Source organism: Syntrophales bacterium (assembly GCA_023229765.1).
GTDB lineage: Bacteria > Desulfobacterota > Syntrophia > Syntrophales > UBA5619 > DYTH01.
Map to the genome: position 1 here is coordinate 33,121 of JALNYO010000005.1, position 25,573 is coordinate 58,693.

The 25,573-nt window shown below is 51.2% G+C and carries 21 protein-coding genes and 2 tRNA genes; 21 read left to right on the top strand and 2 right to left on the bottom strand.

Translation table 11 applies throughout. The features are described 5' to 3' along the window. The first annotated feature begins 3 nt into the window (after positions 1-3). The 21 genes from argB (at position 4) to M0P74_04440 (ending at position 18,034) form a co-directional block, all read left to right on the top strand. Positions 4-894 carry an acetylglutamate kinase gene (argB, locus tag M0P74_04340; GenBank protein ID MCK9362812.1) on the top strand — a complete coding sequence of 297 codons (891 nt, stop codon included), beginning with the start codon at positions 4-6 and terminating at the stop codon, positions 892-894. 55 nt (positions 895-949) lie between these two features. Further along, positions 950-2,137, top strand: a complete 1,188-nt coding sequence (locus tag M0P74_04345; GenBank protein ID MCK9362813.1) for an acetylornithine transaminase — start codon at positions 950-952, stop codon at positions 2,135-2,137. Further along, positions 2,134-3,045: an ornithine carbamoyltransferase gene (gene argF / locus M0P74_04350; GenBank protein MCK9362814.1), complete on the top strand. Its 912-nt coding sequence runs from the start codon at positions 2,134-2,136 to the stop codon at positions 3,043-3,045. Before M0P74_04345 ends, argF begins: the two co-directional genes overlap by 4 nt. A 15-nt stretch (positions 3,046-3,060) precedes the next feature. Further along, positions 3,061-4,278 (top strand): argininosuccinate synthase, encoded by a 1,218-nt coding sequence (locus M0P74_04355; protein MCK9362815.1) that lies wholly within the window; start codon positions 3,061-3,063, stop codon positions 4,276-4,278. Positions 4,279-4,292: 14 nt separating this feature from the next. Then, positions 4,293-5,678 (top strand): argininosuccinate lyase, encoded by a 1,386-nt coding sequence (argH, locus tag M0P74_04360; GenBank protein MCK9362816.1) that lies wholly within the window; start codon positions 4,293-4,295, stop codon positions 5,676-5,678. Between the two features lie 263 nt (positions 5,679-5,941). Beyond that, the gene (lysA, locus tag M0P74_04365; protein ID MCK9362817.1) at positions 5,942-7,201 is read left to right on the top strand and encodes a diaminopimelate decarboxylase; all 1,260 of its coding nucleotides are present in this window, start codon (positions 5,942-5,944) and stop codon (positions 7,199-7,201) included. Between the two features lie 63 nt (positions 7,202-7,264). Further along, the gene (gene dapA, locus M0P74_04370) at positions 7,265-8,140 is read left to right on the top strand and encodes a 4-hydroxy-tetrahydrodipicolinate synthase (GenBank protein ID MCK9362818.1); all 876 of its coding nucleotides are present in this window, start codon (positions 7,265-7,267) and stop codon (positions 8,138-8,140) included. Positions 8,141-8,153: 13 nt separating this feature from the next. Further along, the gene (gene dapB / locus M0P74_04375; GenBank protein MCK9362819.1) at positions 8,154-8,966 is read left to right on the top strand and encodes a 4-hydroxy-tetrahydrodipicolinate reductase; all 813 of its coding nucleotides are present in this window, start codon (positions 8,154-8,156) and stop codon (positions 8,964-8,966) included. Continuing rightward, a complete protein-coding gene (gene folK / locus M0P74_04380) occupies positions 8,959-9,519 on the top strand; it encodes a 2-amino-4-hydroxy-6-hydroxymethyldihydropteridine diphosphokinase (GenBank protein ID MCK9362820.1) in 561 nt (186 codons plus the stop codon). The genes dapB and folK overlap by 8 nt, the downstream gene beginning before the upstream one ends. A gap of 70 nt (positions 9,520-9,589) precedes the next feature. Further along, the gene (locus M0P74_04385; protein ID MCK9362821.1) at positions 9,590-9,853 is read left to right on the top strand and encodes a YHS domain-containing protein; all 264 of its coding nucleotides are present in this window, start codon (positions 9,590-9,592) and stop codon (positions 9,851-9,853) included. 39 nt (positions 9,854-9,892) lie between these two features. After that, a complete protein-coding gene (gene pgsA / locus M0P74_04390) occupies positions 9,893-10,516 on the top strand; it encodes a CDP-diacylglycerol--glycerol-3-phosphate 3-phosphatidyltransferase (GenBank protein ID MCK9362822.1) in 624 nt (207 codons plus the stop codon). Between the two features lie 169 nt (positions 10,517-10,685). After that, a tRNA-Gly gene (locus tag M0P74_04395) sits at positions 10,686-10,760 on the top strand. Between the two features lie 15 nt (positions 10,761-10,775). Continuing rightward, positions 10,776-10,850: transfer RNA gene (locus tag M0P74_04400), tRNA-Cys, on the top strand. A 189-nt stretch (positions 10,851-11,039) separates the two neighbouring features. Further along, positions 11,040-12,545, top strand: a complete 1,506-nt coding sequence (locus M0P74_04405; protein MCK9362823.1) for a leucyl aminopeptidase — start codon at positions 11,040-11,042, stop codon at positions 12,543-12,545. A 15-nt stretch (positions 12,546-12,560) separates the two neighbouring features. After that, complete coding sequence (locus tag M0P74_04410) at positions 12,561-13,541, top strand: ABC transporter ATP-binding protein (GenBank protein MCK9362824.1); 981 nt, start codon at positions 12,561-12,563, stop codon at positions 13,539-13,541. A 9-nt stretch (positions 13,542-13,550) separates the two neighbouring features. Next, positions 13,551-14,552, top strand: a complete 1,002-nt coding sequence (locus M0P74_04415) for an ATP-binding cassette domain-containing protein (protein ID MCK9362825.1) — start codon at positions 13,551-13,553, stop codon at positions 14,550-14,552. Positions 14,553-14,769: 217 nt separating this feature from the next. Beyond that, complete coding sequence (locus M0P74_04420; GenBank protein ID MCK9362826.1) at positions 14,770-14,970, top strand: cold-shock protein; 201 nt, start codon at positions 14,770-14,772, stop codon at positions 14,968-14,970. Positions 14,971-15,036: 66 nt separating this feature from the next. Further along, positions 15,037-15,987: a tRNA (adenosine(37)-N6)-dimethylallyltransferase MiaA gene (miaA, locus tag M0P74_04425; protein MCK9362827.1), complete on the top strand. Its 951-nt coding sequence runs from the start codon at positions 15,037-15,039 to the stop codon at positions 15,985-15,987. Beyond that, on the top strand, positions 15,980-17,350 hold the full coding sequence (locus M0P74_04430; protein ID MCK9362828.1) for a hypothetical protein: 1,371 nt from the start codon (positions 15,980-15,982) through the stop codon (positions 17,348-17,350). Before miaA ends, M0P74_04430 begins: the two co-directional genes overlap by 8 nt. Before the next feature lie 75 nt (positions 17,351-17,425). Further along, on the top strand, positions 17,426-17,782 hold the full coding sequence (locus M0P74_04435) for a helix-turn-helix domain-containing protein (GenBank protein ID MCK9362829.1): 357 nt from the start codon (positions 17,426-17,428) through the stop codon (positions 17,780-17,782). Between the two features lie 93 nt (positions 17,783-17,875). Continuing rightward, complete coding sequence (locus M0P74_04440; protein MCK9362830.1) at positions 17,876-18,034, top strand: hypothetical protein; 159 nt, start codon at positions 17,876-17,878, stop codon at positions 18,032-18,034. Positions 18,035-18,194: 160 nt separating this feature from the next. Here the strand turns inward: M0P74_04440 and M0P74_04445 are convergent, their stop codons facing one another. Together M0P74_04445 and M0P74_04450 are read right to left on the bottom strand one after the other, a co-directional pair. Next, positions 18,195-20,495, bottom strand: a complete 2,301-nt coding sequence (locus M0P74_04445; protein MCK9362831.1) for a hypothetical protein — start codon at positions 20,493-20,495, stop codon at positions 18,195-18,197. A 99-nt stretch (positions 20,496-20,594) separates the two neighbouring features. Further along, the gene (locus tag M0P74_04450; protein MCK9362832.1) at positions 20,595-25,370 is read right to left on the bottom strand and encodes a DUF3320 domain-containing protein; all 4,776 of its coding nucleotides are present in this window, start codon (positions 25,368-25,370) and stop codon (positions 20,595-20,597) included. Positions 25,371-25,573: the final 203 nt, after the last annotated feature.

Consider the following 25,573-nt stretch of genomic DNA (forward strand, 5'->3'; position numbering starts at 1 on the left):
CTTATGGAAGATATGACTGAATTTGTGGAGAGGGCCAATATCCTGGTTGAGGCACTTCCCTATATACGCCGTTTCTTTAACCGGACGGTTGTTATAAAGTATGGCGGGCACGCGATGGTTGACGAGGAACTGAAGGATAATTTCGCCCGCGATGTGCTTTTGATGAAGTACATAGGCATCCATCCGGTTGTTGTGCATGGCGGCGGACCGCAAATCGGCAGCGTTCTTAAAAAGCTGGGGAAGGAATCGCAGTTCATCCAGGGGATGCGGGTTACCGATGAAGAGACAATGGATATTGTCGAGATGGTGCTTGTCGGGAAGGTGAACAAGGAAATAGTCGGCTTGATTAACCGGCATGGCGGGCGGGCAGTGGGCCTAAGCGGCAAGGACGCAAACCTGATTCGTGCGGAGAAATATCTCCTCAGCGCCGACAAGGCAAAAGCTACGCCTTCGGAAATAATTGACCTCGGTCTGGTCGGCAAGGTCAAAGAGGTAAACGCCTCTATTCTCAACACGCTTATGAATGACGGGATAATTCCTGTTATCGCGCCCACAGGGATAGGTGAAAATGGGGAGACCTACAATATCAACGCCGATCTGGTGGCCGGCGCGGTTGCATCGGCCCTCGGCGCCGAAAAACTTATTTTGCTTACGGATGTGCCCGGTGTTCTCGATCGGGATAAAAACCTTATTCACACGATGAATAAAGGCATGGCAAGGCAGATGATTGAGGACGGAACAATCGCCGGCGGCATGTACCCCAAGATCAAGTGCTGTCTCAAGGCTCTGGATACCGGGGTAGGCAAGACCCACATTCTCGATGGACGCGTCAAACACACGATTCTTCTGGAGATGTTCACAGATCAGGGGATCGGGACGGAGATCGTAATATAGAAATTAAGAATTAATGCATGATTTATGAAGGCATTTTAAAATGAAAGAGATTGAGATGAAAAAAGAAGAATGGATCGAGCTGTCCGACAAATACATAATGCCCAACTACAAGCGGTTTCCTGTTGTCATTACCAGGGGATTGGGTGTTCACCTCTGGGACAGCGAAGGTCGTTCGTATCTCGACCTCGTCGCCGGGATTGCCGTTTGCGCCCTGGGCCATTCCCATCCCCGGGTTGTGGCGGCGATTAAGGAGCAAGTGGAAAATCTTACTCATATTTCCAACTACTATCATATCGCTCCCCAGATTCTGCTGGCCACCCTGCTTGTAGAGAATTCCCCGCTGGATAAGGTATTTTTCTGTAACAGCGGCGCGGAGGCCAACGAAGCGGCGATAAAGCTTGCCAGAAGATACGCATTTGAGCATATGAATGGCAAAAACGAGTTCATCACCATGCGCAACTCCTTTCACGGCCGGACGCTTGCTACTGTCACGGCAACCGGCCAGGAGAATTTACAGGCAGGATTCGGTCCTCTCCCCGAGGGTTTCCATTATGTCCCCTACAATGATCTTCCCGCCTTGGATGCCGCAATCACCGATAAGACCTGCGGAGTAATCGTCGAACCGATTCAGGGGGAGGGGGGGGTTATAATTCCCGATCCCGGGTATCTGCAAGGGATTCGGAAAAGCTGCGATGAACATGGCATTTTGATGATTGCCGATGAAATCCAGACTGGCATGGGCCGGACGGGGATGCTTTTTGCCTGCGATCATGAGGATGTTGTCCCTGATCTGATGACCCTTGCCAAGGCGCTGGGAAACGGTTTTCCGATCGGGGCGCTTCTCGCCAAGGAGCACATTGCCGCGGCGTTTGTCCCGGGAAGTCATGGTTCGACATTCGGCGGGAACCCGCTGGCCTGCGCGGCCGCCCTGGCCGCGGTGCAGACGATCCTGGAGGAAGGGGTTGTCGATAACAGTCGCGTTGTCGGCGAGTATTTTCTCGCCCAGCTTGCTAAGCTGAAAGACAAGTATCCGGTTATTCGCGAGGTGCGGGGCAAGGGGCTAATGATCGGCGTTGAGCTTGCCTCTCCCGGCGCGGGGCTGGTGCTGAAATGCATGGAGAAGGGGCTTCTTATTAACTGTACAAACGGCAATATACTGCGTTTTGTGCCGCCGTTGATTATTACCGAATACGATGTGGATCGGGCTTTGCAAATATTAGATGAGGCGTTGGGGGAACAATGAAAAAGGATTTGATAAGCGGTTATGACCTGGAGAAAAATGATTACGATGCCATTTTTGAGGGCGCCGGTCGGCTGAAGAAACTGTTGCGAGCCGGAAAATCAGCAGAGCCGCTGAAGGGTAAGACGCTGGGGATGATTTTTGACAAATCATCGACGCGCACGAGGATATCCTTTGAAGTAGGCATGTATCAGTTAGGGGGAAACGCTTTATTTCTGAGCGGTCGCGATATTCAGATCGGGCGGGGGGAGACGATCGCCGATACGGCGCGGATAATGTCGCGCTACCTCGACGGGGTGATGATCCGCACCTATTCTCACCAGGCGGTAGAGGAATTTGCCCGGTTTGCGACAATCCCGGTTATCAACGGCCTCACGGACCTGCTTCACCCCTGTCAGATTTTGACGGATCTCTTCACGATTATAGAGAAGCGGGGAGGGTATGAAGGGCTGAAAATCGCCTATGTCGGGGATGGGAACAATATCGCCAACTCCTGGATAGTTGCGGCGTCAAAGCTTCCCTTTCGCCTTGACCTGGCCTGTCCTGACGGGTATGATCCGGATCCTGTCATTCTGGAAAGGGCAAAAGCCGAGGCGCCGCTCGGGGTTAATCTGCACAGGGAGCCGGCTCTGGCCGTGCGCAATGCCGACGTCATTTATACCGATACCTGGGTGAGCATGGGGCAGGAGGAACAAAGGGAAGAAAAGATTAAAAAATTTCACGCCTTTCAGGTTAGTCAGGAACTTGTGGAGAAAGCCGGGAAGGATGTTATTGTGATGCATTGCCTGCCCGCGCACCGGGGTGAGGAGATTGCCGCGGAGGTTATCGACGGTCCCCGTTCTGTTGTCTTTGACGAGGCGGAAAACCGGCTGCACGTCCAGAAGGCGATAATGGAAATATTGATGCAATAAAAGGAGGATAGTTAAGTGAGCGAAGTGAAAAGGGTTGTTCTTGCCTATTCGGGTGGGCTTGATACTTCTGTCATTCTGAAATGGCTGCTTGAGACATACCACTGCGAGGTGATCTGCTTTGCCGCAGATGTCGGGCAGAAGGAAGAGTTGTCCGGGCTTCAGGAAAAGGCGCTCAATACCGGCGCTTCAAAGATATATATTGACGATCTCAAAGAGGAATTCACGCGGGACTTCGTTTTCCCGGCCCTCCGGGCGAATGCCATCTACGAGGGAACATATCTGCTGGGAACATCGCTGGCCCGGCCGCTGATCGCCAAAAGACAGCTTGAGATTGCCAAGCTGGAGGGCGCGGATGCGGTTTGTCACGGGGCCACCGGGAAGGGCAACGATCAGGTTCGTTTTGAGCTGACCTATCTGTCGCTGAACCCGGCAATCAATATTATTGCCGCCTGGCGGGACGATAACTGGAAGTTTGATTCCCGCTCATCGATGCTTGATTACGCGGAAAAAAACAATATACCTCTGCCTCTCACGAGGGAGAAACCCTACAGCAGCGACCGCAATCTGCTCCACATCTCCCATGAAGGCGGAATTCTGGAGGACCCCTGGGCGGAGCCGAATGAAGACATGTTTGTGCTGAGCGTTTCCCCGGAAAAAGCCCCGGACCGGCCGACCTATATCGAGATCGCCTTCGAAAACGGGATTCCTGTTTCCGTGGACGGGGTGATTATGCAGCCTGCCGTTCTTCTCGATCATCTCAATGAAATCGCAGGTAAAAACGGGATCGGCCGCGTTGATATGGTGGAGAACCGCTTTGTCGGTATGAAATCGCGCGGGGTTTACGAGACCCCGGGGGGAACGGTTCTCTGGGCGGCTCATCGCGCTGTGGAATCTATCGCCATGGATCGCGAGGTGATGATGATGCGCGATTCGCTCACTCCCAAATATGCGCAACTTGTTTATAACGGCTTCTGGTTTTCTCCGGAAATGAAGGTTCTGCAGCGCTTCATAGACGAAACCCAGGAGCATGTAACCGGGACAGCCCGCCTTAAGCTCTACAAGGGAAACTGCATTGTGGTCGGCAGGAAATCGCCCTTTTCCCTTTACAGTGAGGATGTTGCAACATTTGAAAAAGACAGGGTTTATAACCAGAAAGACGCAACCGGATTCATTCGCCTCAATGCCCTGCGTCTGAAGATAATGGCGGCGATGAACGCACGCGTTCAGATTTGATGCGGCAGGTAAAGATGACTGAAAAAGTGGAGAAGCCCTGGGGGGGGCGGTTCAGCGAGGATACCGATAAAGCCGTAGAGGCCTTTACTGCTTCGCTTCATTTTGACCGTCGCCTTTACCGCTACGATATCGAGGGCAGCATCGCCCACGCGCGCATGCTTGCCAGGCAGGGGATCGTCAAAAAAAATGAAAGTCGGGCGATCATTGCCGGCCTGAAGGAGATACTGAAGGATATTGAAGATGAAACGTTTTTCTTCAATCCTGACGACGAAGACATTCACATGGCGATCGAAAAGGCGCTGACTGTCCGGATCGGCGAGGTCGGAGGGAAGCTCCACTCGGCAAGAAGCAGAAATGACCAGGTGGCCTTGGATGAACGCCTTTATCTGAGGGCGGAAACAGACGAGTTCATTAACCTTGTCCGCGATCTGCAAGGGGCGCTCCTGGAGCAGGCAAAAAAGGAAACAGGCGTTATTCTACCTGGTTACACCCACATGCAGAAGGCGCAGCCGGTTCTTTTGTCTCACTATCTTCTTTCCTTCTGGGAAATGTTTGACCGCGACTTGTCGCGTCTCCATGATTGCCGGGTGCGGATGAATGTAATGCCCCTGGGGGCGGCGGCTCTGGCAGGAACGGGACTTCCCATTGACCGTAAGTACGTTGCCCGCCTCCTCAAATTTCCGCGGGTGACGGAAAATAGCATGGATACGGTCTCCGACCGGGATTTCGTCGCCGAATTCATTTTTGTCGCATCGCTCATCATGGCGCACCTGAGCCGTTTTTGCGAGGATCTGGTGCTCTGGTCAACCGACGAGTTCGGCTATATTGAGATCGCCGACTCGTTTACAACCGGCAGCAGCATTATGCCGCAAAAGAAAAATCCGGATGTGGCGGAGCTGATCAGGGGAAAGACAGGCCGTGTTTACGGCGATCTCGTAGCCATTCTGACTCTCCTCAAGGGGCTACCGATGACGTACAACCGTGATTTGCAGGAGGACAAGGAAGCGCTGTTTGATGCGCTCGACACCACGAAGGCCTCCCTGCGGATTTTTACCATGATGATCGGCCATATTGCCTTTAGACGGGAAAAGATGGCAACGGGCGCCGAAGGGGGATTTTCCACGGCGACTGACATCGCCGAATATCTCGTGCGCAAAGGAACGCCGTTTCGCGAAGCGCATGGCATTGTCGGGAAAATAGTCGCGTTTTGCATCAAAAACAAAAAAAAGCTGACGGGGTTGACCATGACGGAGTTTCTTGATTTTTACGGCGGTTTCGATGAAGATGTGTTTAAATGCTTAACCGTAAAACAGTCTGTGGGCGCCCGGAAGGAAAGAGGCGGAACGGCCGAGGAGACGGTGCGCGCGAGGATTGCGGAAATTGAGAGCAAAGAAAGATGAAGAGTAGAAAATCATTGCGCTGGGCGGCTTTATTTTTCGCAATTCTGAGCCTGTCTTTTTACGGATGCGGCAAGAAAGGGGATCCCCGGCCGTCAAAATCAGCGAGCAGCTACTTACCGGCGGCGATCGGTGTGCGGCAGTTCACTTCACTGCTTAATGTTCATAAAATTGGAGGTACGCGCTTTGTCGCGTCCGGAACGACGTCTAAAAGGTTAGCAATTTAAATCAGCAATTTATGCACGCATTTTCAGATTAGAGGAACAATGAATTATTTCAATTACAAGGATAACGAACTGTATTGCGAGGAAGTTTCCATTGCGGCAATCGCGCGGGAGATCGGAACGCCTTTTTACCTCTACAGCGCCCGGACGTTGAAGCGCCATTTTACGGCATTTACCGAGGCCTTCGCCGGGATTCCCCATATCATCTGTTTTGCCGTCAAAGCCAACTCCAACATTGCGATTCTGAAGAGCTTTGCCAATCAGGGCGGCGGCGCGGACATCGTTTCCGGCGGGGAGCTGTACCGCGCTTTGCAGGCCGGCATCGAGCCCGCGCGGATCGTCTATTCCGGGGTGGGAAAACGGGATGACGAGATCGATTTTGCCCTCAAAACGGGGATTCTGATGTTCAATATTGAATCGCCCCAGGAATTGGAGGTCATCAACGAACGCGCCGGCAAACTTGGTCTCCGCGCGGGGATCGGCATCCGCGTCAATCCGGATGTAAATGCGGAAACCCACCCGCACATTTCCACCGGTTTAAAGGAAAACAAATTCGGCATCGCCGTCGAAAGCGCGCTTCTGGCTTACCGGCAGGCGGCGGCGTTGAAACATATCGATATAAAAGGGGTAAGCTGCCATATTGGTTCACAGATAACGAAGATATTGCCCTTTACAGATGCGATCGATCGCCTGAAGACACTAATCCGCACTCTGCGGGCGGAGGGGGTTGCGGTTCATTATCTCGATCTGGGCGGAGGGCTGGGCATTTCTTACGATCAGGAGAAACCGCCGCTGCCGGCCGAATATGCCCGGGCAATTATCGAAGCGGCCGGCGATCTGGGCTGCACCTTCATTTTTGAGCCGGGTCGCGTGCTTGTCGGCAATGCAGGAATTCTTGTTACGAAGGTCCTTTATAAGAAAGAAAATGACGAAAAAAAATTCTTTATTGTTGACGCTGGCATGAACGACCTGATTCGCCCCAGCCTGTACGGGTCCTTTCACAAACTGCAGCCCGTCCAGTTGACCGCGCGGGAAGAGGTTACGGCTGACATCGTCGGCCCGATCTGCGAATCCGGTGATTTCCTGGCTAAGGGACGTCGGGTGAAGTTAATGGAACGAGGCGATCTTTTGGCCGTTATGAGTGCGGGGGCTTATGGATTCACCATGGCCTCGAATTACAATTCGCGTCCGCGGGCGCCGGAAATAATGGTTTGCGATGCGAGCTGGCATGTCATCAGGGAGAGGGAAAAGAACGAAGACCTGACTAGAAACGAACATATTCCAGACTTTTTGAAAAATTAGGGAATGGCTTGTCATTAAAAATAATTTGAGTCGGGGCTTCAGATAAAAATTGGAGGGGGAACTATGTTTTCAGGCGCCATTGTCGCTATTGTAACGCCGTTCAAAAATGGAAAGGTTGACGAGGCGGCCTTGCGCCGTCTGGTCGAAGAGCAGATTGCCGGGGGGACGGACGGAATTGCCCCCTGCGGAACAACCGGGGAATCCACAACGCTTTCGCATGAGGAGCATGACCGGGTTATTGAGATTGTGATCGATGCCGTAAAAAAGCGCGTTCCGGTCATCGCCGGGACCGGCTCGAACAGCACGGCGGAGGCAATCCGCCTGACGAAACACGCCTGGCAGGCGGGGGCTGATGCGGCGCTGATTGTTTGCCCTTATTACAATCGCCCAACCCAGGAGGGTCTCTACCTGCACTACAAGGCCGTTGCCGAAGCGGTCCCGATTCCCCTCATTATTTACAACATTCCGGGGAGAACCGGCACGAACATGCTGCCGGAGACGATGGCGCGCCTGGCGAATATCCCGAATATTGTCGGGGTAAAGGAAGCTGCCGGTTCCATCAAACAGATGAGCGACATCATCAATTTGTGCGGGCCTGATTTCGATGTCATCTCCGGGGATGACGCCTTCACTCTGCCGCTGCTTGCCATCGGCGGCAAGGGGGTAATTTCCGTTATTTCGAATATAGTTCCCGCTGACATGGCTGGGCTTGTGGATGCCTTTTTTGCCGGTGATTTGAAGAAGGCCCGTGAGCTTCACCAGCGCATGAGTCCGCTGATCGACGCGCTTTTTATTGAGACCAATCCCACCCCGGTAAAGGCGGCGCTGGCGATGATGGGTAAGATCGACTATGAGCTGCGCCTGCCGTTATGCCGGATGGCGGAGAAAAATGAATTAGCCTTGAAAAAGGCAATGCAGGACTACGGGTTATTGAAGTAGGGAGGAACTTTTTATGGTAAAGGCCATTGTTACCGGCGCTGGCGGACGGATGGGGGGAAGGATAATCAGCATTATTGCTGAGACAAGGGAGATGGAGCTGGCCGGCGCGGTGGAGCAGAAGGGCCATCCCGCAATCGGCAGGGACGTGGGAGAGGGTTTGGGACTCGGCAAGACGGGGATACAAATTGTTGATTCCCTGTCCGCTTGCATAGAAAATGGCGATGTCGTTATCGACTTTACCTCGCATGAATCATCTCTTCAACACCTGAGGATTGCCGCAAGTTCAAAAAAAGCTATAGTAATCGGCAGCACAGGCTTCACAGTTAAAGAAATGGATGAGGCAAAAAACATTGCTGGCGCTGCAAGATGCGTCATTTCCCCGAACATGAGCGTTGGCGTCAATGTGATGTTCAAGGTCCTCTCCGATGTCGCGGCGATTCTCGGCGATGAGTACGATGTGGAGATCGTTGAGGCGCACCACCATCTCAAAAAGGACGCACCCAGCGGCACGGCGGTAAAAATGGCGGAGGTGATCGCCCAGAGCCTGGGGCGCAATCTCGAAGAAACCGGCGTCTATTGTCGTAAAGGCATTATCGGCGAACGTTCCCCCAAGGAGATTGGCATTCAGACCGTTCGCGCCGGGGATATTGTCGGAGAGCATACGGTGATTTTCGGCGGCATGGGAGAGCGGCTGGAATTTATCCACCGCGCCCACAGCCGGGACAACTTCGCCCGCGGGGCGATTCGGGCGGCGCTTTGGGTGGTTGGGCGCCCCGATGGGCTCTATGACATGCAGGATGTCCTGGGATTGAAAAGGGTTGCTTGAAAGGATGCACGCGAGGCTTGATGTTCATGAAATTGGAGGGGCGCGCTTTGTCGCGTCTGTGGCGGTTGTTGCCTATATCGGCATAGGGGCGAATATTGGTTCCCCGGTAGAGCAATGCAGGGAAGCGGTGCGTCGCTTGGGGACGATGCCGGGAATAACCTCTTTACGAACATCGTCTCTTTACCGGACCGAGCCGGTTGGCCCAAAGGAGCAGGCGTGGTTCATCAACGCCGTAGCCGAGCTCAAAACGGAGATTCCCTCCCGTAAACTGTTTGAGATATTGAAAACTATTGAAAAGCTCATGGGACGTACAGAAGGGATGCGCTGGGGGCCGCGGGTGATCGACCTCGATCTCCTTCTCTATGGTCAGGCGATTATTGACGAGGAGGGGCTGACGGTTCCTCATCCGGAGCTGCATAAAAGGCGTTTCGTTTTAGAGCCGCTTTGCGAGATCGCCTCCTACACGGTTCATCCGCTGTTCAATGTTTCCATGCGCGGACTGCTTGATCGCCTTTCTGAAGGCGGAGGCGTGGAATTATATGGCAAATTATAGATAGCGGCGCTCTAAACCACTTCATCCTGCAGGCGCAGGGAGTTGCGGCAAAAATGATTATGAGGATTGGATGTTGCTTAAATTAGTAATTGTTGTTATTGCAATATATCTTTTCTACAAGCTGTTCAGGAAGGATTCGCCTCAAGCAAGGGGGAACAGGGGATACAAACGTGAACAGAAGCCCTCTGGCGGAGAGGACCTGGTCGAGGATCCGGTCTGTCACACGTATATCCCCGAAAGCTCTGCTTTGAAACTGAACGTGGAGGGAAGAACGGTTTGTTTTTGTTCGCAAAAATGCCTTGAGACTTATGTTCAGGAAAAAAAGCAGCCATGAGCGCGATTAGGTTATCCATACCTGAAGAAGGCAGAAAAAGTGGGAAATAACTCGACTATCGACAACCTGAAGAATCTGTTCGACAAACTGCCCATCCCCGAGCGGCAAAGGGACATCTATAATCTTCCCAATACAATCAGCATGCTTCGCATCGGCGTCATTCCGGTTTTGTTTGGCCTGCTTTTCTCCCCCGGCCCGGCCATGAGCCTGGTTATCGCGGCGTTGTTTATCATCGCCGGGCTTACCGACCTGCTTGACGGCTATATCGCGCGAAGGTTTCAGATAGTTACGACGATGGGAAAATTTCTTGATCCGATTGCCGACAAGTTAATCGTTAATACGGCAATGATCCTCCTGATTCCCGTTGGCAGAATACCGGCCTGGATAGTAGCCGTCATGATCATCCGTGATTTTGCGATTGACGGCATAAGGACTGTAGCCTCGGCCGAAGGTTTGCTTATCCAGGCCAGCAAGCATGGAAAACGAAAGACACTTTGCCAGATTTTTGCCATTTCCGCGCTGATAATCCATTATCCTTTTATTGGCGCTGATGCACATGTGGTGGGAATGGTTATTCTTTATATCGCTTTGGCCCTTTCAATAATTTCCGGGGTGGATTACTTTTTCAAGTTTTACGAAACGGTGTTCAAAAACAGAAGCTGAAAACCGGGAATGTTTGTGATTGTTTCCCAATTGGCGTTGGATTCATTGGGGATCTGCCTGAAGGCGGAAAGCAAAGAGCAGGCGGTTTTGAAACAATATTATAGACAGAGCGATTATTTTATTGACAAACAAATTTTATTTGATATATTCCGCCGCACCCAAACACTGAGCGGGCGTAACTCAGCGGTAGAGTGCCACCTTGCCAAGGTGGACGTCGACGGTTCGAACCCGTTCGCCCGCTCCATTTTTTTGTCTAAACGGCGGCATAGCCAAGTGGTAAGGCAGCGGTCTGCAAAACCGTTATTCCCCGGTTCAAGTCCGGGTGCCGCCTCCAGAATCCCAAGGTGCGATCGAAAATTTTCGTCTTCGCCATTTTTTCCTTTACAATCCAACCTATCCGGAAGAGAAACATGGGCTTTTTGATCGGTCCGTGCGGGTGTAAGCAAGCTTTGCAGTTTGAAGTATTTTATGGATGTAAATTCGTAATGCAATATTATAATTAACAGAAATTGAAGGAGAAAATATGAAAATTCAGGTTATCGAAGGCCGTTTAGCCACGCATAATACCGAAGCCGCCGTCTTTGTGTATTTTGAAGATGAATCGCTGCCCGCAGGCGCCACTTCTTTTCTCGACGAAAGCCTGGGAAGGGAGATTCAGGATATTATCGGCCTAGGGGATTTCAAAGGGAAATTCAACGAAATAACCGTTGCCTACACGCACGACAACGTTTCGGTAAAACGTATTGTGAGCGTCGGGTTGGGCAAGAGGACAGACTTTTCACTCGAACGGCTGCGAGGGGCCTTTGCCAAAGCGGCGCAGCATATACGATCCATAAACGTGACCGAGTTTTCAACGGCGCTGGCTTTTGACGACTTAAGAATGCCAACGGATGCCGCAGCCGAGGGTGTTACCGAAGGCGTTATCCTTGGCCTTTATCGGTATCTGCCGTTCAAAACTGTTGACCGTAAGGACGAGCAGAAGATCGCTTCCTTTAAAATTTTTATAAATAAGGGAGACTTAAAAACCGTACGCGCCGCCGTTAAGAGAGCAGAGATCATTGCCAATGCGGTTAATTTTGCCCGCGATCTTGTTTCTGCGCCTGGCAACGAGATGACTCCAACCGATCTGGCCAACGCGGCTCAGGAAAATCTGAAAGGAAAAAACATCAGTTTTTCCGTGCTCAATGAGGCCAAAATGAGGAAACTGGGGATGAACGCCCTGCTTGGCGTTGCCAGTGGAAGTCACCAGCCGCCGAAGATGATTGTTGCTGAATACCGCGGCGGCAAGAAGTCCGAGCTGCCGCTTGCCCTCGTCGGCAAGGGGATTACCTTTGACAGCGGGGGAATTTCAATCAAGCCTTCGGAAAATCTGGATCGGATGAAGACGGACATGGCCGGTGGCGCCGCGGTAATTGCGACCATTCGCGCTGCCTCGGAACTTTCGCTGCCGCTTAATCTCATCGGGATAGTTCCCGCTACGGAGAACCTGCCGGGCGGAAAAGCCTATAAACCGGGGGATATCCTCCGCTCTCTTTCCGGACAGACGATAGAAGTGGTAAATACCGATGCCGAGGGAAGGGTTATTCTGGCTGATGCGCTTACCTATGCCAGCCGTTTCAAGCCAGCCGCGATCATTGATTTGGCTACCCTTACGGGGGCCTGTATCGTCGCCTTGGGAGACGAAGTCATCGGCATGATGGGAACAGATGCTGAACTTAAAGGCCTAATCAAGGAGGCCGCTGCTGTAACAGGAGAAAAGGTTTGGGAATTGCCCCTCGGGGAGCAGTACGACGAGATGATTAAGAGCGATGTTGCTGATTATAAAAACTCCGGTGGCCGAACGGGGGGCGCGATCACCGCCGCCACATTCTTAGGCAAGTTTGTCGGGGGCGGTAAGTGGGTTCATCTCGATATCGCCGGCCCCTCCTGGTTTGAAAAAGCCAAGCCGTACATTCCCAAGGGCGCCTCGGGCATCGGGGTTCGTCTGCTGGTTCAATTGCTGAGAAACATGACCACTGAAAAACAGTAGCTGTTTTTTTAATCTATGACCGAAGCCGAAACAATTCTGGAAATACGAGAGCTTTCCTCGCATTTTGAAACCGAACGGGGCATTGTCAGGGCTGTTGACGAGGTGAGCCTGAAAATCGGGGCCGGACAGACGGTCGCGGTAGTTGGGGAGTCAGGGTGCGGGAAAACGGTTCTGGCCCTCTCCATCCTGAGGCTATTGCCGTCACCCCCGGGCCGAATTGCCGGCGGAGAGGTTCTTTTGCAGGGCATCAACCTTCTTGACCTTTCTGAAGACGAGATGAGAAAGGTCAGGGGGCGCGATATTTCGATGATCTTTCAGGAACCGATGACCTCGCTGAACCCGGTTTTTCCGATCGGCGAGCAGATTGCCGAGGTATTCCGACTGCACCAGGAAATGGGCAGAAGAGAAGCTCATATGAACAGTGTCGATATGCTGCGGCTGGTCGGGATTCCCTCCCCGGAAAAGAGGGTGAGTGACTACCCTCATCAGATGAGCGGAGGGATGAGACAGCGGGTGATGATTGCCATCGCGATGGCGTGCAGTCCCCGGGTCATGCTGGCAGATGAACCTACGACCGCGCTTGACGTCACCATTCAGGCCCAGATAATCGAACTTATTCTTTCCCTGCAGCAGCGAACCGGGACATCCGTCCTGCTTATCACCCATGACTTGGGAGTTGTCTCCGAGGCGGCCGATTTTGCCTTTGTCATGTATGCTGGCCGCATAGTGGAGAGCGCTCCGGCAAAGGAGCTGTTAATTTCTCCGCTGCACCCCTACACAAACGGGCTGATAAATTCTCTTCCCGGCAGAAAGGCTGCTTTAGGCAGAGACATCTTCCTTAAGGCGATTCCCGGGATGGTTCCTCCCCTTTATGACCTGCCGTCCGGTTGTCGCTTCCAGGGACGCTGCGCAGAGGCGCTGCCGATTTGTCGTGAAGAGGAACCCCTGCTTAAGGAAGTTGCCCCCGGGCGTTCGTGCCGATGCTGGAGGCATTAGCAAAAACTGATGAATCAGAAACTTCTCGAAATAATTGAATTAAAAAAGAGTTTCGGCGCCCGCAGCGGATTTTTTCAGGGGAACGATAACATCGTGCGCGCGGTTGATGGCGTCACTCTTCAGGTAAAACGGGCAGAAACTCTGGGGCTGGTCGGGGAGTCCGGATGCGGAAAATCGACACTGGCCCGCCTGATCGTCCGTCTGGATGAGCCGACAGAGGGTTCAATATTATTCGACAATGAGGACATCTTTAAATTAAAAGGGGCAAGGCTGAAGGAATACCGCCGCAGCGTGCAGATGATCTTCCAGGATCCCTATTCCTCGTTAAATCCGCGTCGAACAGCGGGAGACATCATTGAGGAGCCGCTGAAAATTCACAATCTTTCGGCGAAGGGAGAGGGGGGAAGGAAGCTCAGGGAAATGGCGCAGCTTGTTGGTCTCAATGAGGAGCAATTGAAGAGGTATCCACATGAGTTCAGCGGCGGACAGAGGCAAAGAATCGGGATTGCCCGCGCGCTTATTCTCCGGCCGCGATTGATTATAGCCGATGAACCGGTTTCATCCCTTGATTTGTCCGTCCAGGCGCAGATACTCAATCTCCTTAAAAGCCTTCAGAATGACTTAGAGCTTACCTATCTGTTTATTACCCACGATTTTGGGGTAGTTCAGCATATGAGCGACCGGATTGCCGTCATGTATCTTGGTAAAATTGTCGAACTGGGAGCAACGGCGCAGGTCTGCGAAGCGCCGGTTCATCCTTATACACAGGCCCTTATTTCCGCCGTGCCGGAAATAGACCCGGCAAAAAATATAAAAAAAAGCGCAGCAACTGCTGATTTTGACTCTACACATATTTATTCGAACGGCTGCTCATTCTTTCCCCGCTGCCCCTGCCGGGAAGATATTTGTGCGAAGCAGTCGCCAATTCTGGAAGAGTGTGGCCCAGAACATCGGGCGGCGTGCCATAAAACCGATAAAAAAAAGCTTGCATTTGCAAAAAAACGATGTTAGCACCGATCACCGCCCAGAGTACATATTCACAAAGGATGTACTTTAAATTAAGTGGTGGGAACAGGTAAAAGTTGGGAACTCATATCTTCCAGAATGTGTTAGGCAGAAAATCAGGCCGCCGCCAATTCAGAGATAATTTCTGAATGAAGGTGGTTTTTTGCTTTTTTGGGGGTATGAAAAACAACGTAGCTAATCTTTTTGAAAGGGGGAACAAAAATTGGCAGAAGGAAAAGTGAAGTGGTTCAACGAAAAGAAGGGGTTTGGCTTTATCGAAAATGACGAGGGCGGGGATGTTTTTGTGCATTTCAGCGCTATAACAGGCGACGGGTTTAAAACCCTTTATGAAGGGCAGAGAATCAGCTTCGACATTGAGCAGGGTAAAAAAGGCCCTGCCGCGGTAAACGTGAAACCGTTATAAGGCAATTATTTAACAGTTTACATCCCGGCCGTGTTATGCGGTCGGGATTTTTTTTAGGTGCGTCAAGTGGTCTTTTCTGAGGCAAATCTCAATAAATTCAGGGATAGGCATAATCTGCTTGTCGTATTGGGGCCAACCGCCTCGGGCAAGACTAAGCTCGCCGTGGGCCTGGCAAGAGTCATCGGGGGAGAAATTATTTCCGCTGATTCCCGGCAGGTTTATCGCGGACTGGATATAGGAACGGGAAAGGACCTTGCCGACTATACGGGTGAGGGGGGTGTGGTTCCGGTTCATCTGCTGGATATCATCGACCCGGATGAGGAGTTCAGTGTCTTTGCCTTTCAGAAGCAATTCGCCGGAGTTTTTCAGGAAATCTCCCGGCGCGGCGCCTTTCCGCTCATGGCCGGCGGCACGGGGCTGTATCTGGATTCAATATTGCGCGGATACCAGATGGAAGAGGTGCCTGACAATAAGCAGATGCGCGAAACACTGCTTCATGAGGACATGGATTCACTGCGCGCGCGCCTGGAGTTGCTCAATCCCCATTTACATAACAAAACGGATCTTCTTGAGAGAGAAAGGGCGTTAAGGGCTATTGAAATCGCACTTTTTCAGCATGGGGAAGCGGGACGGCATTCGGATTTTGCCCACCTGTCACCCTTTGTGATCGGCATTCATCCCCAAAGGGAGGAACTGCGCCGGCAAATAACTGTCCGTCTCAGGGAACGTCTCGATGCGGGAATGATCGAAGAGGTGCGCCGCCTTCATGCAAACGGCGTCGGATGGGAACGCCTCGCTGCCCTCGGGCTGGAATATCGCTACGTCGCTCTTTATTTGCGGGGAGAAATCTGTCTTTCTGATATGACAGCCCTTCTCAATACCAGAATTCACCAGTTCGCCAAGAGACAGGAAACATGGTTCCGGAAAATGGAAAAAAACGGCGTTCGCATTAACTGGCTCAATCGCCCCGATGTAGAGGCGGCGCTTTCCTTGATGATGAACGAGGGCGATGATTAAACTCTCAAAAGCGGACAAATATCTGCAAAAATACTCAATCCTCAGGGACAGGCATATCTTTGCCCAAACACAAGAAGGGATGGAAAACGCCGTTGTGATCCCGGTGCTGGAAGAGCGGGATTCGCTTTTTCAAACGCTTGCCTCCCTTGCGAAAAATCCCTCGGCCGATCTCGGCAGTACAGTGGTGATCTGCGTCGTCAACAATCACCGTCCCTCTCTTGCCGGCAGCAAGGCAGTCGCCGATAATCAGGAAACGCTCGCCATTCTTCGATGCTTGGTAAAAAAGGAAAGTGTTTCAGTATCTTCTAATATGAACATTAAAGATGATTGTGATGTTATTGTGAAGAGCGAACTGCGGCTGGCGGCAATCGACGCCTCCTCTCCGGGGATGGAGATTCCGGAGAGCGACGGCGGGGTCGGCGCCGCGAGAAAGATTGGCATGGATGCCGCGTTGATGATTCTAACTGCTCAGTCGCGGGGATCAGGGATCATCTCCTGCCTGGATGCCGATACATTTGTGGAAGAGAACTATCTCTCGGCAATTGCTTCTTTTTTCCAGAAGAATAATTGCCCGGCGGCGACGGTTGGTTATGCACACCAGAAACCTGAAAATATCAATCTGCTTTCCGCCATTTGCCGCTACGAGATATTTCTGCGCGCCTACGTGATCGGACTTTCGTTTGCCGCCTCCCCTTACGCCTTTCCGGCGATTGGCTCGACGATCTCCTGCACGGCGGATTCCTACATTGCCGTGAGGGGGATGAACAGAAGGGCAGTCGCGGAGGATTTTCATTTTCTCGACAAACTTGCCAAACTGGGCAGGATTGGCCTGGTAGAGGGCACAAGAGTCCACCCTTCGGCGCGTCCTTCCCGCCGGGTGGCGTTTGGAACCGGACGGAAGATGCTCTATTTTCTCGAAGAAGGCAGAGTGGAGCATCTTATCCACAATCCTGATATATTTGTATTTATCCGCCAATGGCTGGCAGAAATAAAGTCTGACCCGGATAGAAACGCCGAGGCAATCATGAAGGCGGCAAAAAACATTCATCCCCTCCTGCATGAATATCTCACGATCGCCAGCTTCCCTGGCAATTGGGAGAGCATGCGCAAGAACTGCGCGGATTCGGAGCACCTGCTTCGGCAATTCCATGTCTGGTTTGACGGCCTGAAAACCCTGAAACTTGTTCATCATCTCGAACGTTCACAGTATCCTCCGGCAGATATGTTTCCCGGGTTGAAACAGCTTGTTAAAATGATGGGCAAGGAAATTTCGCACTTGGAAAATATGCACGCGGATATCCCTGCTTTGGATGTCCAGTTCAGCATTCTTGCAGAATTGAGAGCGTTATTCCCCGCTTCCTGAATATTCATATGAGAACTGGCTGAAGGATGCGGCGAAGGCACATAGACAAGAAAGTTAAATTGATTGAGGTGTTATATGCCGGGACTCACGAAAAGTCACCCTACCAAAAGCATTGAAATTCGTTTCATCGGACCCCCTGAAAAAAGAGAGCAGGCCGTTGAACGTCTGAAACCCCTGGGCTTTGTCGATTCTTCCGAAGAATATGTATCCTGGCGAGAACTGTTTTCCGAATATTCCGATGAGGACCTTCCGGGGGTCTGTCTGCGAGGATCGAGGTATAAAGAAGGGCTTACCCAAAAAAAGTTGGCAGATATGATCGGAATCCCTCAGCGGCATATCTCCATGATGGAAAACGGCAAGCGTCCAATCGGTAAGGAAATGGCGAAGCGCCTGGGAAAAGCCCTGAACATCAGCTACAAGGTTTTTTTGTAGGAAGAATAGCGGAGATAGGGAGGCCACCTGACAAGCCGGATATCCTGGCCGGTTTCTCCGTTTAACCAACCAGGACGCTACAGGAGGCGCAGTTTGACCCCAAAGCCGTCCAATCTCGACATCCCAGAAATTAAAGCTGCCGCAGCGGAGTGGGCACTCGTTTCCAGTCAGATCGAAAAAATGGTTCATCCGGTTGATCCGTACTTTTATTTCTTTCACGAGTCAATGAAACTGGAAATCGTTCCCATCTAACGATTATTTATTGAAGTCAATGACTGGACAAACAGGATTTGCGTAGCAGTCTTCAATTGGTAATTCTCAGCCATGATGAAGGTAAATAGAGGTGTGGAACCAGGCCAGCTTTTTGCAGGCAGGCATCCCTGGTGATGGATACCAGGGCCTTAATACGCCATCAGAGGTTGAGGGCAGGGTAAAATGCAGGATTTAGAACATACAACAGATTTTTTGTTTTCTTCGCAAGAACATTTAAGAGTTTTAAATCGTAACCTACGTCAAAGATATACCGAGGATTCTCGCCATCTGTTTTTATCCCCAGAAAGCTATAGTATAACATGAACTGTATAACCTGTTCGAACTTTTCACAGGGGACATGTGCACTATTGAGAATGCTCACAATTCTGTCTTGGTTAAATTCCTGTCCCTCTCCAATGAAGTAATAGATGAGTTCAGTGTCAGTGCCGAGGATGTCGGTCAGCTCTTGATCTGCTTCGGTTATTAAATCGATGGAGTATGCGCGAAGACCCTTCTCCAAATCCACTGCTTCGATCTTTGCGCGTTCCATTCCAACGGCGAATCCACGACAATGGGCTATGAGTTTTATTAGATTTCGAGGGCGCATGAGGGACCGATCAATCAGGTACTGCGAGGTCTCCTCGCCATGATAGTGGGAAATGCAGATCTGCGACCAGACCCGTGCAAACGGAGTATCCACTGGCAGTGAGTTGTGGACAAGCCGTCGTCGCAGCATCTCTCGCAACAGGTCTGGGTCAGTCCAGTCGAGAACGGTTCGGCTCTCCTTGCCGTAGTCCGCTGATGCCTCCACAAGGAGCTGGTAGACATCGTTCCGTACAAAGACAACGCAATGGAAGTCGTGACCATCGCGTTGTAACTCACGCTGGATCTTGCGTGCAGCATCAATAAGACATCGTAATATCATGACATCGCCAGTTGTCAGGCCGTGCGGTGACCACCCTTTATCGAGGTTGTCAAAGAGGACCCACACGCTGTCTTTGAATTGTAGATAGGACGATAGAGTTTCGCGGATATCCCGGATGTTTCGCTTGTGAACGAGTTCAGTAACCTCATTGGCGGTCAGTCGCTGGTTGCCTTCCGTGCCGAAGCGGACTTTGAAATCCTTAATTAATTTTTGGGAAAGGCCCTGAAGGCGTTCCGAGAAATCACCTTCACCTGCGGACCCAGTCTCGTACACGTCCATCAATTTGCGATATGGTTGGTAGAGGCGTGCATCACGCTTGTGTTTATCGCGATCCTTTTCTAACAGTTTGTAACAGATTTCTAAATAAAAGATGTATTCGAAAAGTGCCGTGATTAAATGTGTCCTAGCGCCCTCAGCAAGATAGTCGAGGACATCTTCCTTCAATCGGATTAGCTGATACCCCTCTGGCTTCAAGTCGACGACAATATTGCCGACATTAGCACGCTTTTCGTTTCGAAGCTGCGAAAAGAGCGCTGTTTTCCCGGTACCTTTCCGTCCAACAATCATGTTAACTTCTCCACGGGTTGCCCGTTTATATTGGTCCGTCCTGAGGTAATACTCGCTAAGAGTCTGGAATTCGTTTTCGGCGACCGAGTCGCCGATTGAGAGCTCGGCGAGAAAGTTGCCTTTAGGGAGTGGTAGAGGGTTGTCGGCCTGGAAACGCTCAGTGATTTCCAGTGCAAATTCTGCAATCGAATCGGCAATATCATCAGGTTCGTAGAACGTCTTCACCAAGTCACGAACGTCCAGTGGAGCCGGCCCGCCGCCGGGTTGGAGGATAAGAGTTATCTTACCCATGCCGACTGAAAGGCCGGCAACGAAGGCTGCACGGATGTTATGGACCTCTGCATCACCGAATTCGATCGCAAGAAGCGGTATTACAGTGCCGAGACAGGATGAAACATCGTCGACTGCTTTGACAGCGGACAATCGGGATTCATCAGTAGGCATATATCCCTTAAACCCCAACCTCGCCTTCTTTATCCTAGCGGTGATCGCAATCATTGCCGAGTTGGATTGGGGAGTCTGCAGGACATATACCGGGGATTTAAAATTAATAGCCTTACGAAGTGGAATTCCGCCGTCCGAAAGAAAGGTATTGAAAAGTCCTGAGAGGTCTTGCTCGTTAATGTAGATCTCAAATCCAAGCGTATCGAAGATGCCGATCTTATCCGCAAGAGCGCGATCCCTCGTAATATTTCCGTCACGCGTGAGATAGACCCTTTTCCCGAGTCCGATCGCGTAACCTATCTCGAACGTGACGTTAAAGTTCATCGAAGTGACATCTGCAACAAAGATGTCTGATTCAGCAATGCCCTCAAAGATTGGATCGGTCAGTGGCCTGCCCGAGATGTCGTTCTCTTCCCAAAGGTGGAGTTCTATATCAGGGCGAACCGTGGAGAGGCCGTCTTTAGTCTTGTGGATCACATGCTTGACGTCCACTATGGCCGCGGGGTAAGCGTAGAATATCTTCATGTCATGGACCTCTTTATGGTTCCATCTATGATAGCCTTTTCAAAACTTTAACTTAATATATGGCCCAAATTTGACTTTTACGGGCTCGTCAAATATGAGTTACCCAAGATGCACCTGCATACCGTTACGGCGAAGCGATCCTTTAGACACAAGTCCTTCGATCACGTGACGGATAAGATCGGCATTTTCGCTGCCGAGACGTTCGATGCCGAAGAGTCTGGCAATTGCCGTCGGGAGATATTCCTCGACGATTCCAAACTGGTCTTCTACAAGGTACAGCACAGCAAACGAGAGTTCATCTGGTGGTATGTGTTCAATGGATCTCTTTACCATTTCCGTCGTTACACGGAATGTTTTTATTTGTTTGTCGGGTGAGTAATAAAAAGGAGATTTAGCATTGTGTGTAATGGCCCGTTTGGTCTGAGCAGTGCGGAGTGCTCTGTTGATGTTCGAAAGGACATTCGTGCCGGCCCTTGCAACACCATGAATTTCCTTTAATCGATCCACCAGATAATCATGATGGATTGGACCTTCGATCTTAACAAGATCACTAATTGTATTCGAGAGCTCACCACAGTACGATTCCTTGAGAAGAGAATCTCGATTCAATTTCTTCGACGGATTAAAAAGCGAATAGGGGACGCCAGGTTGATACAAGCGTGCGACTTTTTTTTCATGAGTAGCCTTGCTACACTGCTGAGGTTTTGGCATGGGTAGCGGATTAGGATCGGGTGGCGGTGCGTACACTGGATGGTCAACCGGTGCTTGCTGAGCCTGTTCAATACTCCTCAGTATACCGGCAATAGCCTGTTCGCGATCATGAAACCACTCAACTGACCAAACACGATGAATTCTCCAACCCATGCGTTGGAGAACCAACTGACGGAGTAAATCGCGGTCCCGGGCTGTCCTTGAACTATGATAGGTGACGCCATCACACTCAATACCGAGGAGATAACGCCGTTCATCTCGCTGATCACGCACAGCCAAGTCTATACGATAACGACTCGCACCCACCTGCATGTCCACCTTGAAGCCTCTATCGAGAATGGCTGCGCGTACGGATTCTTCGAACTCGTTTGTTTCGGCATTCGTTTGGAAAACAGGTTCCTGAAGCAATTCACCACTTCGTTCCGCGTATTCAAGGAAACTCCGCAGGGATGTCGCACCCCGGTTGTTTGGATTGACACCGCTGAGATCCTGCGATCGCAAGCTGGACACCAGAATACACTCCCACTTGGAGCGTGTAATGAGAACGTTCAATCGACGCCACCCGCCATCAGTATTAATAGGCCCGAAATTCATACTGAGTCCACCGGCATGATCCCGCCCATACCCGACACTAATAATCATAGTATCCCGTTCATCGCCCTGGACATTTTCCAATGATTTGACAAATACTCCTTCGGGACGGCTTTTATCGAAGAATGTGTCAAGATCTGGTCGCGATAGTAATGCTTCAGCGATCGCATCCTCAATAGCCTCTTTTTGGCTGAGGTTAAGGGATACGATTCCGAGCGACCGTTCCGGATAGCGTTCAAAATGTTCCAGAGCCAGATGGGCAACAATTCTAGACTCAATTCGATTCATTCGACTTCGCCCGCGGTCATAGACACCTTCTGGAACATATTTGAAGCGAACACCTTGACCCTCTGCTTTCGTATTTGCAGACGGAAATGTGATGAGCTTATTGTCATAGAAAAAGTGATTCGAAAACTTGATGAGCCTTTCGTCTCGGCTCCGATAATGCCATCGCAGGTAGGACTCATGGAATACCGGCACAACTGCTATGCAATCGTCTAGCAGTGACTCCAATGGCGCTTGCCCTCCATCCAAGTCTTCATCGTCTTCTTCCTCTTCTGGTACAAGCGATGACTCGAAAAAAGACGTCGGCGGCAGTTGGTTGGGATCGCCAGCCACAACAACTTGTGTTGCCCGTAAAATAGAGGGAATGGCTTCGGCTGTCGGCAATTGGGATGCCTCGTCAAAGACGACGAGATCAAAGTGGAACACATCTGGTTTCAAGTAGGTCGATACGGAAATAGGACTCATCAGAAGGCATGGCTTCAATGTTTGCAGTACATGGGGGATTTCGGCAAAGAGTTTCCTCAGTGGTTTGATCCGTTTCCTTTTCTGCAACTCACGGCGAAGGATGCCGATTTCGCTGGCACTTTCGGGAATGCTTTCCGCGGCGCGGACTCGCGACGAGGCAGATGACGCGGTCGCTTGTACTTGCGCTATCGCAAGCCGGCGGACGCTTTCGTCGAGCGCTCGGTACTTGTTGATGAGATTACGCCCTTTGGCCTCCGTGAATCCTGCGAGCGTACTGCTGCGATCCATCGCGCCGCTTATCCATAGATTGAGGAATCGACGCTTGAAGATACGGTGTGCATCGGTTGCGCTTACCGTCCCGAAACTATCCAGGAAAGTCGATAAACCGCATGCCGCACAGCGTTTCATCGCGCGATCAAGCAGTACCCACTCCCGCACCTGCTTCATGGACGCTAGAAGAGCGGTGGCGCGGTTGGCAGCCTCAGGCATTGGGGCATCGCTGGCAATTTCGCCTTGGATGAAACCATGCGGCCAGTCATTATCAAGTCGTTGCATCCATGTCGGTAGCGTGTCTGCAAAAGGGGAAATCAAGAGTAGCATTTTTTCGGCTGCGCTTCGTAGATCGGCACTCAGTGATGATATTGGTACAGCATCTTTGCCTGCTGCGGTTAGCGCTCGTTTGCATAACCCCGCAACTGTGAAAGAACGGGAGAGTTCTTGAAAAATTGCCGGACTCGACGCAACGGATGTCTCGAGTTGTGAATCGATGGCTGCACGCTGATCGTCAAACCAAAGCTGTATCTCAGAGGCGCGATGGCACTTCTCGTAAAGAGACTTAATCCATTTTCGTTTGAACTGTATGCCTTCGCAGAGAGACGTTTTTACCAGATTCCTCCATCTCCAATGCGATGGCTTGAAGTACGCATGCCACGTCCCATATCGATCGCAGATAGGAGCCAGGAGGGTTGCTACATCGTTTAGTGGTCTGTCAATCGCTCGGCGAATTTCCGATAAAAGTTCATCCAGTTCCCTTCTTTGTTCGGCCGCAGTCGCAAAGATTTTTTCCAGTTTCGTGAGCTTGTTTTCATTAAACTGCCACCAATTTTGGGGTAGTTGTTTAGTTTCAGCTACAGCCGTGAGTGCAGGCTTGAAAAGATTCCATTTGCTGATAGACAAAGATCTGGCACCAGGAATGAGATTTTCAAGCTGTTCAGCCGGCGGGCTGATTTTCTGGTAAAGACCGGCAACCTCTCGAAGAGACGCTTCGAGACTCTCCTGTTCAACCAGCCCAAATTGACTGGGAGAAAACCCATTCCAGTTATGGGTTGTCCTCTGGTCAAAGACGGTTGAGTTTGCGGCAACCTCCTCGAGAGCGTGGAGACATTGTTCAAAATCAGTCTGGGGTGCGTCGAGGGGATTAGGCCAGGGTAAAACGCCGCGGACATCAGGAACGTTTTCAAGATGGGTGAGTTGTGCATTCGCTCGATAGACTGAGAGCCCCAAAGGCTGAAGAGGGGCATGGAGTTCCCTGGCGTAGGTGTTGAGTTCATCACGGATTTTCAAAAGCGCACTGAGTTCTCGATCCAACGCATCGCCGTCGCTGCTCGGCTCTGCTTCCAATGTGCGTCGGAGTTCATCGATGACCTTCTGCTTGCCTGCTTTTGTACTGTGTGCTTCCAGACAAAAGCGCTGCAAACCCAATTCCTTGATCCTTTCATAGACAACATTGAGTGCGGCCATTTTTGCACTCACGAATAAAACTTTTTTATTTTTTTGCAGTGCATTGGAGATAAGATTTGCAATCGTTTGGCTTTTCCCCGTTCCTGGGGGTCCGTGGACGACTACGTGATGTCCTAGAGACGACAAGGTGAGTGCTTCAAGCTGACTCGAATCGGTAGGCAGTACTGGAATTGGGACAGTTGTGGGTGTCGGCAGTGTATCAAGTTCATGGGGGAGTGCTTCAGATATGCCCGTCGATTTTGTTGCTCGTGAAAGTGCACCAACGACTGGATGGGTGGTGGCTACGCCTACAAGGGCCTGAAGGTCGCGATAAATGACCAGGGACTCAAAGGAGAAGGTGCTGAGCCAAACCTCCTCGATAACTTTCCAGGCTTGTTCCCGAACAGTACGACGGATACGCTGAAGAAGTTTCACCAGAGACTGATGGTCCGGTTCATCAGGCAGTTCAGGTAGTTCAATTTTATGTCGTTCCCGGAGATAGTACTCAAGCGCGGGATTCATTTGGGCATCTTCATCTGCTAAGCAGAGACGGAGGGGCGCGTCCGGTCCCTTACTTTCGAATTCGCAAGGCACCATCCAGAGAGGGCTCACCGATTCGCCCAAAAGATCGTCCTTCCACTGGAGTGCGCCAAACGTCAGGTACAGAGTCGTAACGCCACGTTCCTCTAATGTGGTGCGCGCATTGTTGTGGATGCGACGGAGTCTGCGCATGAGGTCGATTGGTTTCGCGTCGAGGGTAATATCTCCGGACTCGATGATAAGCTCAGTCTCTTCATCAGGTGGGATGAGTAATGGCTGTTCAGGATGGTTCTTATGCTTACGGACGAGAGGCATCCGTAGCTGCTTTCCTTCAATCACGAACGTTGAGAAAATTGCATTAGCGTCAGGTTCGATCACCGAAAATTTTGCAACGCGAGATCGGTTGAGACCGATTAGGGGATTGGATTTGGTGAGATCAAGCACCCGATCTTGCCAGCGGCGCATCTGAGCCTTTACGCGTGTAGCATCAATGCGACCGGGCGTTACGCCGGTCGATTGGCTTGTCTTCTCGGTATCGGAGCTCGTGTCAGGTACGTGTGTCATTTTATCACGTCTTTGCATTCACAATTTTCTGTTTTCCCGACAATAATCAAGATTACCTACATCACAGCTGTTACGAAAAAAAGAAACCCCGTTCTCTATTGGTTGAGACACGGGGTCTTTGTGAAATCCTTTTCATGGCTTCCTTTCTCGACGACGTTAAAAAAGCCTCCTGCTGGATCATATAAAGTTATAAGGATCGTATA

Bases quoted from the DNA above. Each gene is read 5' to 3' on its own strand.
- argB (MCK9362812.1), top strand. From the start codon at position 4: ATGGAAGATATGACTGAATTTGTGGAGAGGGCCAATATCCTGGTTGAG.
- M0P74_04345 (MCK9362813.1), top strand. From the start codon at position 950: ATGAAAAAAGAAGAATGGATCGAGCTGTCCGACAAATACATAATGCCC.
- argF (MCK9362814.1), top strand. From the start codon at position 2,134: ATGAAAAAGGATTTGATAAGCGGTTATGACCTGGAGAAAAATGATTAC.
- argH (MCK9362816.1), top strand. From the start codon at position 4,293: ATGACTGAAAAAGTGGAGAAGCCCTGGGGGGGGCGGTTCAGCGAGGAT.
- lysA (MCK9362817.1), top strand. From the start codon at position 5,942: ATGAATTATTTCAATTACAAGGATAACGAACTGTATTGCGAGGAAGTT.
- dapA (MCK9362818.1), top strand. From the start codon at position 7,265: ATGTTTTCAGGCGCCATTGTCGCTATTGTAACGCCGTTCAAAAATGGA.
- dapB (MCK9362819.1), top strand. From the start codon at position 8,154: ATGGTAAAGGCCATTGTTACCGGCGCTGGCGGACGGATGGGGGGAAGG.
- M0P74_04385 (MCK9362821.1), top strand. From the start codon at position 9,590: ATGTTGCTTAAATTAGTAATTGTTGTTATTGCAATATATCTTTTCTAC.
- M0P74_04405 (MCK9362823.1), top strand. From the start codon at position 11,040: ATGAAAATTCAGGTTATCGAAGGCCGTTTAGCCACGCATAATACCGAA.
- M0P74_04410 (MCK9362824.1), top strand. From the start codon at position 12,561: ATGACCGAAGCCGAAACAATTCTGGAAATACGAGAGCTTTCCTCGCAT.
- M0P74_04415 (MCK9362825.1), top strand. From the start codon at position 13,551: ATGAATCAGAAACTTCTCGAAATAATTGAATTAAAAAAGAGTTTCGGC.
- M0P74_04430 (MCK9362828.1), top strand. From the start codon at position 15,980: ATGATTAAACTCTCAAAAGCGGACAAATATCTGCAAAAATACTCAATC.
- M0P74_04435 (MCK9362829.1), top strand. From the start codon at position 17,426: ATGCCGGGACTCACGAAAAGTCACCCTACCAAAAGCATTGAAATTCGT.
- M0P74_04445 (MCK9362831.1), bottom strand. From the start codon at position 20,495: ATGAAGATATTCTACGCTTACCCCGCGGCCATAGTGGACGTCAAGCAT.
- M0P74_04450 (MCK9362832.1), bottom strand. From the start codon at position 25,370: ATGACACACGTACCTGACACGAGCTCCGATACCGAGAAGACAAGCCAA.